Source organism: Gordonia sp. NPDC127522 (assembly GCF_042672305.1).
Taxonomy (GTDB): Bacteria; Actinomycetota; Actinomycetes; order Mycobacteriales; family Mycobacteriaceae; genus Gordonia; species Gordonia hongkongensis.
The window spans coordinates 48,692-63,096 of record NZ_JBHXVK010000015.1; the positions used below are offsets into that span (position 1 = coordinate 48,692).

Here is a 14,405-nt window from a genome sequence, read left to right on the forward strand (position 1 = left end):
CACACGCCGACACCGGGTGCGTCGTCACACCAACGTCGCGAGTTCCCGGATCGTGTCGGTGTCGCGGGCGGTGACCATGAGCATGGTGACGCCGGCCGCCTCCCACTCCTTGATCTGAGAGCGCACCTCGTCGGCCGTGCCGACGAGCATCGTCTCGCGGACCATCTCGTCGGGCACCGCGGCCATCGCCTCGGCCTTCTTGCCGCTGAGGAACAGGCTCACGATCTCGTCGACGGCGTCGGCGTAACCCATCCGCTTGTACAGCTCGGCATGGAAGTTCTTCTCCTTGGCGCCCATTCCGCCGACGTAGAGCGCCGTCGACGGCCGGTAGCGATCGATGGCCGCGGACACATCGTCGGTGATGACGACCTGGACCGTCGCGGCCACCTCGAAGTCGTCCCGGGAACGCCGTGCCCCCGGCCGGGCGAACCCCTCGTCGAGCCACGAGTTGTACTGGTCGGCAAGGCCGAGGCTGAAGAAGATGGCCAACCAACCGTCGGCGATCTCGGCGGTCTGCGCGACGTTCTTCGGCCCTTCGGCGCCGAGCCAGATCGGCACGTCGGCACGCAGCGGGTGCGTGATCGGCTTGAGCGGTTTGCCGAGCCCGGTCGCACCGGGCGCGTCGGCCGGATACGGCAGCGGATAGTGCGGACCCGAGTTGGTCACCTTGTCCTGCCGGGCGAGCACGTCCCGGACGACACGGACGTACTCGCGCGTGCGCGCCAACGGTTTTGCGAAGGGTTCGCCGTACCAGCCCTCCACCACCTGCGGGCCCGACACCCCGAGCCCGACGATGTGCCGGCCGCCGGAGAGATGGTCGAGGGTCAGCGCGTGCATGGCGAGCGAGGTCGGCGGCCGCGCCGACAGCTGGGCCACCGCCGTGCCCAGACGGATGCGCGAGGTCGCCGCGCCCCACCAGGCGAGCGGCGTGTACGCGTCGGAGCCCCACGATTCGGCGGTGAAGACCGCGTCGAACCCGCATTCCTCCGCGGTGGCGATCAACTCCGGCGCTTCTCGAATCGGATCGGCACCCCAGTACCCCAGTTGCAGACCGAGCTTCACAACCACTCCCCTTCTCGCCGGGCCGCGCTTCCCACGGCCTGACATGCATCTTGTGCCCAATACTAGAACGTGTTCTACTCGAGATGTGAGCATGAGCGTAACGTCTCCGGCCGCCCCGAATCCCGTCGCCGAGGTGCCCGAGCCGAAGTCCCCCATCCTGACCGCTCCCCTGACCAACTCCTTCGACTACACACGGTCGCTGGGCCCGGTCCTGAGCCAGTTCGCGCTCGCGTTGCGCGACGGCCGGATCATCGGGTCCAAGGGCAGTGACGGCAAGGTGTCGGTTCCCCCGGTCGAGTTCGACCCCGTCACCGGCGTCCAGTCCGCCGAGTTCGTCGAGGTGTCGACCGTCGGCACGGTGACCACGTGGACGTGGAACCCCGAGCCGGTGCCGGGTCAACCGTTGGACACGCCGTTCGCGTGGGCGCTGATCCGTCTCGACGGGGCGGACACCACACTGCTGCACGCGGTTTCGGCCGACTCGCCCGACGACCTGTCGACCGGCCTGCGGGTCCACGCCGTCTTCGGCGCCGCGCGCATCGGCCGGATCGACGACATCGCGTACTTCGCCCCGGGCGAGGAACCCGCCACCGCTCCGGCCAACACCGCCGACGCCCCCCAGGGCGCGGAGGCGGGGCTGCTCGTCATCCCCACCCCGGTCAGTACCGCGATCACGCACTCGGCCAACGAGGAAGAATCCGTGTACCTCGAAGGGCTCAAGGCGGGCAAGCTGATCGGCACCCGCATCGGTTCGGGAGTCGACGCCGGGCGCGTGTACTTCCCGCCCCGCGGCGTCAGCCCCGCCGACGGTTCACCCGCATCCGAACGGGTCGAGCTGGCTCACACCGGGATCGTCACCACCTTCTGCATCGTCAACGTGCCCTTCCAGGGACAGCGGATCAAGCCGCCCTACGTGGCGGCCTACGTGCTCCTCGACGGGGCGAACATCCCGTTCCTGCACCTGATCCTGGATTGCGAGGCCTCCGAGGTCCGGATGGGCATGCGCGTCAAGGCCGTCTGGCTCCCCGAGGACGAATGGGAGTACTCGATCGGCAACATCAGTCACTTCGCGCCCACCGGAGAGCCCGACGCCGAGTACGAGACCTATAAGGACCACCTCTGATGACACTGCCACCCATCGCGATCATCGGTTTCGCGCACAGCCCCAACGTCGTCGGCTCCCACGGCACCACCAACGGCGTCGAGATGCTGATCCCCTGCTTCGACAAGCTCTACGCCGAACTCGGCATCGCCCGCACCGACATCGAGTTCTGGTGCAGCGGTTCCTCCGACTACCTTGCCGGACGGGCGTTCTCGTTCATCTCCGCGATCGATTCGATCGGTGCGATGCCGCCGATCAACGAGTCCCACGTCGAGATGGACGGCGCCTGGGCGCTGTACGAGGCGTGGGTCAAGATCGCGACGGGCGAGGTCGACCTCGCCCTCGCCTACGGATTCGGCAAGGCCACCGCGGGCAACGCCGACCAGACGCTCACCCTGCAGACCGATCCGTACACCGTCGCCCCGCTGCATCCGGATGCCCGGTCGCTCGGCGCCCTGCAGGCTCGCGCCGGCCTCGACGCGGGCGTGTGGACCGAGGCCGACATGGCCGCGGTCGGTGCGCGGACCTTCGGCGGTTCCGTCGACGAGCTGCTCAACCGCGACTACGTCGCGAACCCGCTGCGACAGCACGATATCGCGCCATACACCGATGCCGCCGCAGCGGTCGTCATCGCCAGCGAGCGCAAGGCCCGCGAGCTGGTGGCCAACCCCGCCTTCGTCACCGGATGGGATCACCGCATCGACACACCCAACTTCGGGGCGCGCGACCTCACCGTCTCACCGTCGACGAAGCTGGCCGGCGACACCGCATTCGGCGACCGCAGCCGAGCGGTCGACGTCGCCGAGATCAACGCGTCGTACACGCACCAGGAGATCATCGTCCGCAACGCACTCGGACTCCCCGACTCGGTGCGGATCAATCCGTCCGGCGGTTCGTTGGCCGGCAACTCGCTGTTCTCCGCGGGTCTCCAGCGGATCGGGTACGCGGCCAACGAGATCCTCGGCGGCAACGCCGGCACCGCGGTCGCCCACGCCTCGAGCGGCCCGCTGCTGCAACAGAACATGGTGGTCACCCTGAGTGCCCAGAACAACGAGGGGGCCTGAGAACTGATGGGACACAACAATCGTGCCGCGGTGCTGGGCACCGGGCAGACACGGTACGTCGCGAAGCGGTCCGACGTCACGATGGCGGGCATGGTCCGCGAGGCCATCGACGCCGCGCTGATCGACTCCAAGGTCTCGCTCGACGACATCGACGCGATCGTCATCGGCAAGGCCCCGGACCTCTTCGAGGGGTCGATGATGCCGGAGCTCGCGATGGCCGAGGCCATCGGCGCGGTCGGCAAACGCCTCATCCGCGTACACACCGCGGGTTCGGTCGGCGGTTCGACGGCCAATGTGGCCGCGTCGCTGGTCTTCGCGGGCGTGCACAAGCGGGTCCTGGCCGTCGCCTGGGAGAAGCAGTCCGAGTCCAACGCGATGTGGGCCCTGTCGATCCCGGTGCCGTTCACCAAGCCGGTGGGCGCCGGCGCGGGTGGCTTCTTCGCCCCGCACGTCCGCGCCTACATCCGGCAGTCCGGCGCGCCCGAGCACATCGGGGCGATGGTCGCCGCCAAGGATCGCCGTAACGGCGCGCTGAATCCGCTTGCGCACCTGCACCAACCGGATCAGACGGTCGAGAAGGTCATGAGCTCGCAGATGCTCTGGGACCCGATCCGTTACGACGAGACCTGCCCGTCATCGGACGGGGCCTGCGCGGTCGTCATCGGCAGCGAGGATGTCGCCGATGCCGCGATCGCCGCAGGCGATCCGGTGGCGTGGATCCATGCCACCGCGATGCGCACCGAGCCGCTGTCCTACGCGCACCGCAACGTCGTCAGCCCGCAGGCCGGTCGCGATGCCGCGGCCGCGTTGTGGAAGGCCGGCGGCATCAGCAACCCGCTGGAGGAGATCGACGCCGCCGAGATCTACGTGCCCTTCTCCTGGTTCGAGCCGATGTGGCTGGAGAACCTGGGATTCGTGGCCGAGGGCGAGGGGTGGAAGCTCACCGAATCCGGCGACACCGAGATCGGCGGGCGCATCCCGCTCAACGCGTCCGGTGGTGTGTTGTCGTCGAACCCGATCGGGGCGTCGGGCATGATCCGATTCGCCGAGGCCGCCATCCAGGTCATGGGCAAGGCGGGCGACCATCAGGTCCCGGACGCCCGGAAGGCACTGGGCCACGCCTATGGCGGTGGCTCGCAGTACTTCTCGATGTGGCTCGTCGGCGCCGACAAGCCCCTGCACTGAGCGGAACTTCGTGGCATTCATGCGCCATGTGCGCATGAATGCCACGAAATACGTTCGGGAACAGCGCAGGCGAGGCCGTCGGCCATTCCCGTGGGTCGCACACCCAGCGACTGGTTGAGACGCGCCCGCTGATTCTCCCAGGCCACGGTCATGGCGAGTTCGACGATCTGCGTCTCCGAGAGATGTTCGGCCAGCCGGCGGCGCAGCTCCGCCAGATCGTCGCCGACAGCCGGCGTACGGGTCATCGCCTCGGCGTAGCCGATGACGAGTTTCTCCAGATCGGTGTAGGCCGTCGACTCCTCATAGCGCGGCAGATCGCGGAGTTGCTGCTCGGTGATCCCGGCGCCGGACGCCAGCGCGGAGCCGATGTCGAGGCAGAACTCGCAACTGACCATGCCGGCGGCCTTGAGCTCGGCCAGTTCTTTGACTTTCGGGTCCATCCGGTTGGACAGCAGCATCGCGCTCTCCATCCCGGCGATCCCGCCCGCCAGCAGCGGCCGACGAGCCAGATGGCCGACGAGTTCGGTGCGATGACGCCGGGCCCGCCGCATCGCGCGTACATGATTCCGGATTCGATGCAGTGCTCTCATACCCGTCCTTCCCGATCCGGCCGAAAGCTGTAACGCCGCCCCAGCACATAGGTGACCAGCAGCACCAGCGCAACCACACCGACCGCACCGTGGGCGACCGCACCCCAGGCGAAGACGCCGATCTCGTGGAGACCGCGTCCGCCCATGACGAGTCCGAGCGGCACCCCCATGATGACGGCGACGGGTAGCCACTGCCGACGCGTCGAGGCGACCGCGATCGCCGCGCCGACGGCGATGAACGCCAATCCGCCGTCGACCATCGCGTGCTTGTTGACCGGCTCGCCGAGCGACGCCGAGATCCATTCGCCGGCAATCATGTTCCCGACGCCATGGATGATCAGGATCGCGCCGAGCACGGCCGCGGCCACCTGCGCAGTCGACCACCGCCCTCTCCGACGCCCGGCAGGCAAAGGATGGAGTATCCGGTCGACCGCCGCGTAGGTCGACGCGGGCGGGTCGGGCCGCAAGGCACCGGCGAGCAACTCGAGTTCCGGGTCCGGAGCATTCGGGACGTCCCGCCCGTCGAGAACTGCCGATATCGCGTCATCGAGTCGTTCGGCCGCAGCGATGTCCACGGGGTCGAACTGTTCACTCGGATCGTGAGGCGTCACCTCGGCATCACCTCCCTCAACTTCGCCACCCCGCGATAGACGAGCATCCGTGCGGCCGTCGCCGAGATCCCCATCGCCGCGCCGATCTCCTCGGAGGTGAGTTCGGTGGCGAATCGGAGGGTCACGGCTTCTCGTTCGCGCGCCGTCAGAACCCACAACCGGCTGCGCACGTCGTCGGCCGCGGCGGCCCGCAGCATCGCGGTCTCGGGATCGCCGTCGTACCCGGCGTCGCCGAGGTCGACCTCGGCGACCGGCACCTCGCGGGATCGCCGTGCCCACCAGTCCGCGACGACGGATGGCAGAAACCCGGCCCACAAACGACCGCGGGCGGGACAGGGTGAGCACCCTGTCCCGCCCGTGGCGGCTCGTGTTGCGACTATCCGGCCTTGCGCACCGAGTTGATCGTCTTCTCGACTTCCCAGAAGGCGCGCAGCGCCGACAGCTTGCCGTCGGCGTCGGCGCGATAGGTGAACACCCCTCGCGCCTCGGAGACGTGGCCGGCGATGTGGGTGACGATGCTGCCGATGTAGGCGACCTCGTTCCCGCAGATGATCTCCTCGTCGAAGCGGAACTCGATGCTCTCGGTCGTCCCGATCGATTTGTCCCAGAACTCGGAGATCTGCTCGTGCCCGCGGAATCCGACACCGTCCGGGTCGAACATCGACGGGCCGACCGGGTCCTCGACCGTGGCGTCGGCCGCGAAGTTGTCGATCCAGGCCTGTTTGTCCCGGGATTCCACGAACTCACGCGAACGACGACCCGCCACGACTGCGGGATGGTTCTCCCGGTCGATGCCGAGATAGGCCGGCGTCTGCTCTGCTGCGGTCACTTGGTGCCGTAGTCGACGCGGAGTTCCTTGACGCCGTTGATCCAGCCATGGCGCAGACGGCGCGGGGCGTCGAGCTTGGTGATGTCGGGCACCAGGTCGGCGAGCGCGTTGAACATCAGGTTGATCTCCATCCGCGCGAGGTTCGCACCGACGCAGAAGTGCGCACCGTTGCCGCCGAACCCGACGTGCGGGTTGGGATCGCGCATGATGTTGAACGAGAACGGATCGTCGAAGACGTCCTCGTCGTAGTTCGCCGAACCGTAGAACATGCCGACGCGCTCACCCTTGGCGATGTCGACGCCGCCGATCTGCGTGTCGCGCTTGGCCGTCCGCTGGAAGCAGTTGACCGGGGTCGCCCAACGCACGATCTCGTCAACCGCGGTCGCCGGGCGCTCCTTCTTGAACAGTTCCCACTGATCGGGGTTGTCCAGGAACGCGTTCATCCCGTGGCTGATGGCGTTGCGGGTGGTCTCGTTGCCGGCGACGGTCAGCAGGATGAAGAAGAACCCGAACTCGGTCTCGTCGAGCGACTGCCCGTCGATGTCCGCGTTCACCAGCGTGGTGACGATGTCCTCGCCGGGATTCTTACGCTTCTCCTCGGCCATCGTGTAGCCGTAGCCGAGGATCTCAGCGTTGGCCTGCTGCGGATCCGTCGTGTAATCCGGGTCGTCGGCGTTCATCATCGAGTTCGACCAGTCGAACAGCTTCTCCCGATCCACCTCCGGCACGCCGAGGAGGTCAGCGATGGCCAGCAGCGGCAGGTCGACGGCCACGTCTTTGACGAAGTCACCGCTGCCCTTCTCCGCGGCCTTGGCGACGATGTCGCGGGCGGCGTCGTCGAGCTTCTCCTCGAGTGAATGCACGGCGCGCGGCGTGAACAGCTTGGAGACCAGCTTGCGCAGGCGGGTGTGCTCCGGCGGATCGTGGTTGATCAGCAACGCCTTGGTGATCTCGATCTGATCGGCGGTCATGTCGTCTTCGAAACGCATGATGACGCCGTTGGCGTTGGTTTCCCAGTCCTCGTTGTTCTTGGAGATCTCGCGGACATGGGCGTGCTTGGAGATCACCCAGTACCCGCCGTCGTGGAAACCACCGCCCTTGCCGGGCGCCTGGGCATTCCACCAGACCGGCGCGGTCTTGCGCAGTTGCGCGAACTCCTTCACGGGGATTCCCTGCTCGAGCAGATCGGGGTTGGTGAAATCCCACCCCTCCTGCTCCATGAACGGGCACTTCGCGACTACGTCGGAAGGGCTCGTGCGCGCAGAATCCGCCGGGGTCGGCTCGCTGCCGATCGGGGCGCTCTGGGCCTGGGTCACGTCACACCACCTCGCTGTGAGATTTAGAACCTGTTTCAATCACATTGAAGCACACTGTGACGCATACGACACCCTCAGACGAGAACTTGTTCTAGTTTTGTTCCCGACCCGGTATCCCGACCTGCGATCTTCTCTCACAGATTCGTTCGCGTTCGTCGTCGTGCAGCGTCGACGCATTGCGTCGAACACCCGCCGAGTGGGCCGTCCTGCCCGCATCATCCACCCCAGCGTAGACGCAAACATAGAACGTGTTCTAGCGTGATCACAGCGGCCTCGACGGACCGTCGTGGCCTCATCCGTGGACATCCGGGTTCACCGGTACGAACGAAGGAGTGGCGATGGGCGTTCCCGTCATCGTGGAAGCGGCGCGCACGCCGATCGGCAAGCGCAACGGTTGGCTCTCGGGCCTGCACGCCGAGGAGTTGCTCGGCATCACCCAACGCGGCCTCCTCGAGAAGGCGGGCCTCGACCCCGCCCTCGTCGAGCAGGCGATCGGCGGCTGCGTGACCCAGGCAGGCGCCCAGGCCGGCAACATCACGCGCAAGGCCTGGCTGTCCGCGGGTCTGCCGGAGGCGACCGGAGCGACCACCATCGACGCGCAGTGCGGTTCGGCGCAGCAGGCCAACCATCTGATCGCCGGGCTCATCGCCTCCGACGCGATCGACATCGGCGTCGCCTGCGGGGTGGAGACGATGTCGGTCGTTCCGCTCGGTGCGAACGTCGGCACCAATGCCGGTCCGTATCACGCGGATTCGTGGGACGTCGACATGCCGAACCAGTTCGAGGCCGCCGAACGGATCGCCAAACGCCGCGGTATCACGCGCGCCGACATCGACGCGCTCGGCGAGCGCAGTCAACGCAACGCCCGTAAGGCATGGGACGAGGGTCGGTTCGACCGCGAGGTCCTGAGCCTCAAGGCGCCCGAGCGCACCAAAGAGGGCGAACTGACCGGGAACATCCTCGACGTCAGCCGTGACCAGGGTCTGCGCGACACCACGCTCGAATCCCTGTCCGCGCTCAAACCCGTTCTCGAGGGCGGTATCCACACCGCTGGAACGTCGTCACAGATCTCCGACGGCGCGGCCGCCGTGCTCATCATGGACGAGTCCCGGGCACGCGAGCTGGGCCTGACACCGCGCGCACGCATCAAGGCGCAGGCGCTCGTCGGCGCGGAGCCGTACTTCCATCTCGACGGTCCGGTCCAGGCGACCGAGCGCGTCCTGGCCAAGTCGGGTATGTCGTTGTCCGACATCGACATCGTCGAGATCAACGAGGCGTTCGCGTCCGTGGTTCTCAGCTGGGCCCAGGTCCACGGCGCCGACCTGGACAAGGTCAACGTGAACGGCGGTGCCATCGCCCTGGGACACCCCGTGGGCAGCACCGGGTCTCGCCTGATCACCACCGCCCTGCACGAACTGGAGCGTCGGGACGGTCAGACCGCGCTGGTCACGATGTGCGCCGGCGGCGCCATGGCCACCGGCACCATCATCGAGCGCATCTGATGCCCGCACTCGACCCGAACAACAAGCCCGCGCAACTCGATTCGCCGATCGTCAGCAAGATCATCAAACTGGGATCGAAGGCGAACACCGCGCTGTACAAGGCCACCGGTGGTCGCGTCGGGGGCACCTGGCGGGTGGGTGCGGGTCTGCGCAAGCCCGCGCCGGTGTGCTTGCTGACCACCATCGGCCGCAAGTCGGGACAGCCGCGCACCGCGCCGCTGATCTACCTGCGGCGCGGGGACTCCTTCGTCGTGGTCGCCTCCCAGGGCGGCTCGGCGAAGAACCCCGCCTGGTACCTCAATCTCCGGGACAACCCGCAGGTCACCATCCAGATCGGCAAGGAGAAGCACGACCTCGTGGCGCGCACCGCCACCGATGCCGAGCGCGCCGAGCTCTGGCCCGATCTCGTCGACACCTACGCCGACTACGACACCTACGCCGCCTGGACGGAACGAACGATCCCGGTCGTCATCTGCGAGCCGGCTCGATAGCGCCGATCGCGTTGCCGCGGTGCTGTTTCCGTCCCGCTTATCGGATCTGATCAGCGGGACGTAAACGAGCTCGCGGGAGTGCCGGTCGGCCGGTTAGACCACCCAGCCCACGGACTGCCGGCCGGTCCAATTGGCCAGTCGCTCGGTGGGTCCGGCGCCGGGGCGGGGTTCGACGACGACGCCGAACGGCACGTTCGGGTCGGTGCGGATCTCGGCCGGGATGAACTGCTGCGCGACCGCGAGGGTCGCCTCGGCCGTCTCGGGATCGGCTTCCGCGGGTTGGCCCGTCGCGACGGCGAGGTCCCAGCCGTGCACGAGGGTCTCGCTGACATAACCCCAGAGCGCGCCCGCGCCGGGTACCTCACCCCACGGCACCTGGACCATGCGGGTCAGCGACGCATCATCGGCCCATCCCTCCAGGGCGGCCTCGACCAGCGCAGAGTAGGTGGCAGCGTCGTGCTCCTCGGCGATCGTCCTCATCGTTCGGACGTCGAGTCCGTCGGCGAGGGCCCGGGCACGCTCGGCGGTCGCCACGACGTGCTCCGAGAGTGTCCGGACGTCGAAGTCCTCGCAGGGAGTGGGCGCTTCCAGCTGCTCGTCGGCGATTCCGGTCAGCAGTGCGGTGACCCAAGCAGTTGCCACTCGGAATGCGGGACGGGGGTCGGCGGGTGCGGCCGGGGCGGGCACGGCCTCTGGTGTGGTTGCGGTCATGATGACGTCTCCTCCTGGTGGTTGGTCGGTCTGACACCAGTGAATCCGCAATACACGACATCTCCTGTCATGTATTCGCGAAATAATCACACTCGTGCGCGCCGAACGTCTCATCGCCCTACTGATGGTGCTGAAGAAGCACGAGCGGGTGACCGCTGCCGAGTTGGCCGCCGAGCTCGGGGTCTCCGAACGAACCGTGCTCCGCGACATCGACGCGCTGTCGCTGTCCGGCGTGCCGGTCTACGCCGAGCGCGGCCGGCACGGCGGCTTCGCGTTGTTGCCGGGATATCGCACCGATCTCACCGGACTGACCGTCGACGAGGCCACGTCGTTGCTCGCCGGTACCGGACGGGTCGACTCCCCCGCGTTCACCAGCGCCATGCGCAAGGTGACCGCCGCCCTGCCCGAGGCGCATCGAAGTCATGCCGTGCGCGCCGCGCAGCGGATCCTGGTCCGTCCGGAGGGTTTCGTCAGAACCCCGGAGATCCTCGACGGCCTCCAGGCCGTGCAGCTCGCCGTGTTCGAGGGCCGACGAATCCGTGTGAGCTACCGCAGCCGGGGTGCGCCCACCCCGCGCGAGCACGTCCTCGACCCGATCGGACTCATCGTGGCGGGCGAGACCTGGTACCTCGTCGCCACCTCACCGCGCAGCACGTCGCACGACGGCGCCGGCTCGGCGGAACGCATGTACCGCGTCTCCCGGATGAGCGACGTGGACGTCCTCGACGAACCGGCGCACCGGTCCGAGGACGTCGACCTCGGCGAGATCTGGGAGCGGCATCGTGACGCGTTCCGACGCTCCTTCGAACCCGTCGACGTGGTGATCGACTGCTCGGCCGACGATGCCGAGCAGATCGAGTCGATCGCCGCCGCAACATATCTCGACCGCTCACCAGACCGACGATGCCGGCTCGGACTCCGGTTCGCCGACCGTCGCCACGCCACGCGCGCGTTGTGGGCGTCGATGTTCGACCACGACTTCGTGGTCTGCGAGCCGGAATGGCTCCGAACCACGCTCGCGGCCCGCGCCCGCGTTGTCGGCGGCGACTAGGCGAGCACATCGGGCCGCCTGCACCGAACGAATGAATCCTCTGGCGAGGCCCCCGTGCCTGTGGTCTGATTCTCGAATGTTCGGGGTTCTCACTCCATGTCGGCACGCACTCGACGACGACCTGATGGACCAGTGGCGCTCTCACCTGTGCGGGGTCTGTCTGTCGCTGCGCGACAACCACGGCCAGTCGAGCAGGTTGACGGTCAACACCGATGCGGTGATGGTCTCGATCCTCACCGCGGCCCAGTCGACGGCGGAGTGCGCCTCCACCGAGGCCGGTCGGTGTCCCCTACGCGGAATGCGCACGGCGACAGTCGTGTCCGCCGACGAACCGGGTGTCCGCCTCGCCGCGACCGCCTCCCTCACCCTCGCCGCCGCGAAGGCGGCCGACGTCGGCAACGAGCAGCGGCACGCGCTGGCGCCCCGTCGGCCGGTACGCGCCAAGCTCGCCGACTATGCCGGGAGCCACCTGCGCCGCAATGCCGCGGCCGACACCGAGGTCGCCCGACGTCTCGATGTCGACGGGATGATGACGACGCTCTCTCGTCAAGCCGAGATCGAGTCGACGAGCGTCGTCCTCGACGACCTCACCCAGGCATCGGCAGTGGCTGCGGCACAGGTCTTCTCCGCGTCGGCGCTGCTCGCCGACGCACCCCGCAACGAGGCAGCGCTCTCCGACATCGGGGCCGATTTCGGCCGGATCGCGCACCTCTTGGACGCGGTCGACGACCATGACTCCGACGCCGAGCAGGGGCGGTACAACCCACTCCGGTCCACCGGAACGTCGCCGGAGACCGCGCTCGAGCAGTGCCGGCGACTGGCCTCCGCGATCCGGACCCGCTACTCCGACCTCGAACTCGTCGACGACCGACTCCTACGGGTGGTGTTGCTCGACGGACTGCGCCACGCCATCCACAAGCGCATGCACCCGCACGCCGAGGCTCCTTCGGTGGTCGCCGACTCGCGCACCCAGTGGCCGCCGCACCGGCCGTTCGGCTACCCGACCGAGTGGCCGTACCCGCCACCCTTCAAACCGAATCGATCGTTCCACGAACGGATTCTGCCGTTCATCGGCGTCTCGTGCTTCGGCAAGGCCTGCTGCGTCGACCACTGGAATCACTTCACCGACAAGTACAAGGACGCGGTCTGCGACGACTGCGACTGCTGCGATTGTTGCGACTGCTGCGACCTGTGACCCGCCCGGGCGGGCGGGTCAGAGACCTAGCCGACGCCGCGGTCGGAGTCGGCCCAGTACTGGGACCGCAGCGCCTTCTTGTCCGGCTTGCCGAGCGCGGTCAGTGGCAGGGCATCGGCGAAGATCACCCGCTTGGGTGACTGCACCGCACCCTTGCGGTCCTTCACGGACTGCTGGATCTCGGCGGTGATCCGGTCCTTCGCCGCGTCGTCGGCGTCGGCATCGTTGCGCAGCACCACGATCGCGGTGACCGCCTCGCCCCACTTGTCGTCCGGGACTCCGATGACGCCGACCTGACCCACTGCCGGGTGTTCGGCGACGACGTCCTCGACTTCGCGCGGGAACACATTGAAGCCACCGGTGACGATCATGTCCTTGGTGCGGTCGACGATGAACCAGAATCCGTCCTCGTCCTCGCGGGCCACGTCGCCGGTGCGCAGCCAGCCGTCGCGGAAGGTGTCCGCGGTCTGTTCGGGGAGGCCCAGGTACCCGCCGGCGAGAAGTGGTCCCGCGACGCAGATCTCGCCGGGTTCGCCCTGCGGGACCGGCTTGTCGTCGGGCCCGAGCAGGGCGGTACGCAGGAAGGCCGACGGCCGTCCGCAGCTGCTCAGCCGACGCTGGTCCTCACCGGGACCCGGATGATCGCCCTTGGCCAGGTAACTGATGACCATCGGCGCCTCGGACTGGCCGTAGTACTGCGCGAAGATCGGACCGAAGCGTTCGATGGCCTCGGCGAGCCGGACCGGATTGATCGGCGACGCACCGTAATACACGGTCTCCAGCGAGGACAGATCACGCGTCTGGGAGTCCGGGTGGTCCATCAGTGCGTACAGCATCGAGGGCACCAGCATGGTCGCGGTGATCTTCTGCTCCTCGATCGTGCGGAGCACCTCGGCCGGGTCGAATTTGGACAGGACCACCATCGACCCGCCCTTCATGAGGGTCGGGACGAAGAAGGCGGCGCCGGCGTGCGAGAGGGGCGTGCAGAGCAGGAACCGCGGATGTTCGGGCCATTCCCATTCGGCGAGCTGGATCTGCGTCATCGTCGACATCGCGCGCGCCGTCCCGATGACGCCCTTCGGCTTGCCGGTGGTGCCGCCGGTGTAGGTGATGGAGACGACGTGGTCGGGTGAGAGATGGGCGGCGACAAGGGGCTTCGGCTCGAAGTTGTCGGCTTCGGCGATCACGTCCCGCGCGTGGGCGGCGAGTTGCTCCGGCACCGGCCCGAGCGTCAGCACCTGCTTGAGACCGGGAACCCGTTCGAGCAGTGCCGCGGCCCGCTCGACGAACATGGGCACCGGGTCGATGATGAGAGTCGACACGCCGGCGTCGGAGAGCACGTACGCGTGGTCGTCGAGTGAGCCCAGGGGATGCAGTGCGGTGCGGCGCCATCCCTGCGTCTGGCCGGCGCCGATCACGAATAGCACCTCGGGCCGATTCAGCGCGAGCAGGCCGACCGCGGTTCCCGTACCGGCCCCCAAGCCCTCGAACGCCTGGATGTAGCGGCTGATCGACGCCGCCATCTCACCGCCGGTCATCTCGGTGTCGCCGAGAGACAGCACGGTGCGGTCGGCGTGCCGCCGCAGCGCCGCGACCATCAGGTCGCCCATGTGCGTGCCCCCGCGCAGGTGATCGAAGTCGGCCGGTGCTGTCGTCGTACCCTCGTTCGTCATGACCACCAGACTAGGACGTGTTA

Annotated in this window: 15 protein-coding genes; 7 read left to right on the forward strand and 8 right to left on the reverse strand. The window is 67.9% G+C overall.

Annotated elements, in window-relative coordinates; translation table 11 throughout:
• Positions 1-24: 24 nt before the first annotated feature.
• Entirely contained in the window at positions 25-1,062 is a 1,038-nt protein-coding gene (locus ACFVHY_RS19130; protein ID WP_390274672.1) for an LLM class F420-dependent oxidoreductase, read from the reverse strand.
• A 91-nt stretch (positions 1,063-1,153) separates the two neighbouring features.
• On the opposite strand from ACFVHY_RS19130, the gene ACFVHY_RS19135 reads away from it, so the two are divergent.
• From ACFVHY_RS19135 to ACFVHY_RS19145, 3 genes are read left to right on the forward strand one after another with little or no spacing between them, the layout of a single operon-like run.
• Positions 1,154-2,185: an OB-fold domain-containing protein gene (locus ACFVHY_RS19135; RefSeq protein ID WP_390274675.1), complete on the forward strand. Its 1,032-nt coding sequence runs from the start codon at positions 1,154-1,156 to the stop codon at positions 2,183-2,185.
• Positions 2,185-3,228, forward strand: coding sequence for a thiolase domain-containing protein (locus ACFVHY_RS19140; protein WP_390274678.1), 1,044 nt, complete (start codon positions 2,185-2,187; stop codon positions 3,226-3,228). The genes ACFVHY_RS19135 and ACFVHY_RS19140 overlap by 1 nt, the downstream gene beginning before the upstream one ends.
• A gap of 6 nt (positions 3,229-3,234) precedes the next feature.
• On the forward strand, positions 3,235-4,413 hold the full coding sequence (locus ACFVHY_RS19145; protein WP_058253563.1) for a thiolase domain-containing protein: 1,179 nt from the start codon (positions 3,235-3,237) through the stop codon (positions 4,411-4,413).
• Between the two features lie 17 nt (positions 4,414-4,430).
• On the opposite strand, the gene ACFVHY_RS19150 is transcribed toward ACFVHY_RS19145, so the two are convergent.
• From ACFVHY_RS19150 to ACFVHY_RS19170, 5 genes are all read right to left on the reverse strand, one after another.
• Complete coding sequence (locus tag ACFVHY_RS19150; RefSeq protein ID WP_390274681.1) at positions 4,431-5,003, reverse strand: carboxymuconolactone decarboxylase family protein; 573 nt, start codon at positions 5,001-5,003, stop codon at positions 4,431-4,433.
• Positions 5,000-5,578: a hypothetical protein gene (locus tag ACFVHY_RS19155; protein WP_390274684.1), complete on the reverse strand. Its 579-nt coding sequence runs from the start codon at positions 5,576-5,578 to the stop codon at positions 5,000-5,002. The genes ACFVHY_RS19150 and ACFVHY_RS19155 overlap by 4 nt, the downstream gene beginning before the upstream one ends.
• A 32-nt stretch (positions 5,579-5,610) precedes the next feature.
• Positions 5,611-5,871 carry an RNA polymerase sigma factor gene (locus tag ACFVHY_RS19160; protein ID WP_390274685.1) on the reverse strand — a complete coding sequence of 87 codons (261 nt, stop codon included), beginning with the start codon at positions 5,869-5,871 and terminating at the stop codon, positions 5,611-5,613.
• A gap of 119 nt (positions 5,872-5,990) precedes the next feature.
• Positions 5,991-6,443 (reverse strand): nuclear transport factor 2 family protein, encoded by a 453-nt coding sequence (locus ACFVHY_RS19165; protein WP_065629762.1) that lies wholly within the window; start codon positions 6,441-6,443, stop codon positions 5,991-5,993.
• Entirely contained in the window at positions 6,440-7,759 is a 1,320-nt protein-coding gene (locus ACFVHY_RS19170; protein WP_390274687.1) for a cytochrome P450, read from the reverse strand. Before ACFVHY_RS19170 ends, ACFVHY_RS19165 begins: the two co-directional genes overlap by 4 nt.
• Positions 7,760-8,097: 338 nt before the next feature.
• Between ACFVHY_RS19170 and ACFVHY_RS19175 the strand changes: the two genes are divergently transcribed.
• Positions 8,098-9,261: a steroid 3-ketoacyl-CoA thiolase gene (locus ACFVHY_RS19175; protein WP_269553362.1), complete on the forward strand. Its 1,164-nt coding sequence runs from the start codon at positions 8,098-8,100 to the stop codon at positions 9,259-9,261.
• Positions 9,261-9,752 (forward strand): nitroreductase family deazaflavin-dependent oxidoreductase, encoded by a 492-nt coding sequence (locus ACFVHY_RS19180; RefSeq protein ID WP_058253570.1) that lies wholly within the window; start codon positions 9,261-9,263, stop codon positions 9,750-9,752. The genes ACFVHY_RS19175 and ACFVHY_RS19180 overlap by 1 nt, the downstream gene beginning before the upstream one ends.
• Before the next feature lie 93 nt (positions 9,753-9,845).
• On the opposite strand, the gene ACFVHY_RS19185 is transcribed toward ACFVHY_RS19180, so the two are convergent.
• A complete protein-coding gene (locus ACFVHY_RS19185; RefSeq protein ID WP_390274690.1) occupies positions 9,846-10,463 on the reverse strand; it encodes a TIGR03086 family metal-binding protein in 618 nt (205 codons plus the stop codon).
• 94 nt (positions 10,464-10,557) lie between these two features.
• Here ACFVHY_RS19185 and ACFVHY_RS19190 point away from each other — a divergent pair, with 94 nt between their 5' ends.
• Positions 10,558-11,514: a helix-turn-helix transcriptional regulator gene (locus ACFVHY_RS19190; protein WP_390274693.1), complete on the forward strand. Its 957-nt coding sequence runs from the start codon at positions 10,558-10,560 to the stop codon at positions 11,512-11,514.
• A 76-nt stretch (positions 11,515-11,590) separates the two neighbouring features.
• Positions 11,591-12,709: a DUF5685 family protein gene (locus ACFVHY_RS19195; RefSeq protein ID WP_390274695.1), complete on the forward strand. Its 1,119-nt coding sequence runs from the start codon at positions 11,591-11,593 to the stop codon at positions 12,707-12,709.
• Between the two features lie 26 nt (positions 12,710-12,735).
• On the opposite strand, the gene fadD8 is transcribed toward ACFVHY_RS19195, so the two are convergent.
• Positions 12,736-14,382 (reverse strand): fatty-acid--CoA ligase FadD8, encoded by a 1,647-nt coding sequence (fadD8, locus tag ACFVHY_RS19200; protein WP_390274697.1) that lies wholly within the window; start codon positions 14,380-14,382, stop codon positions 12,736-12,738.
• Positions 14,383-14,405: the final 23 nt, after the last annotated feature.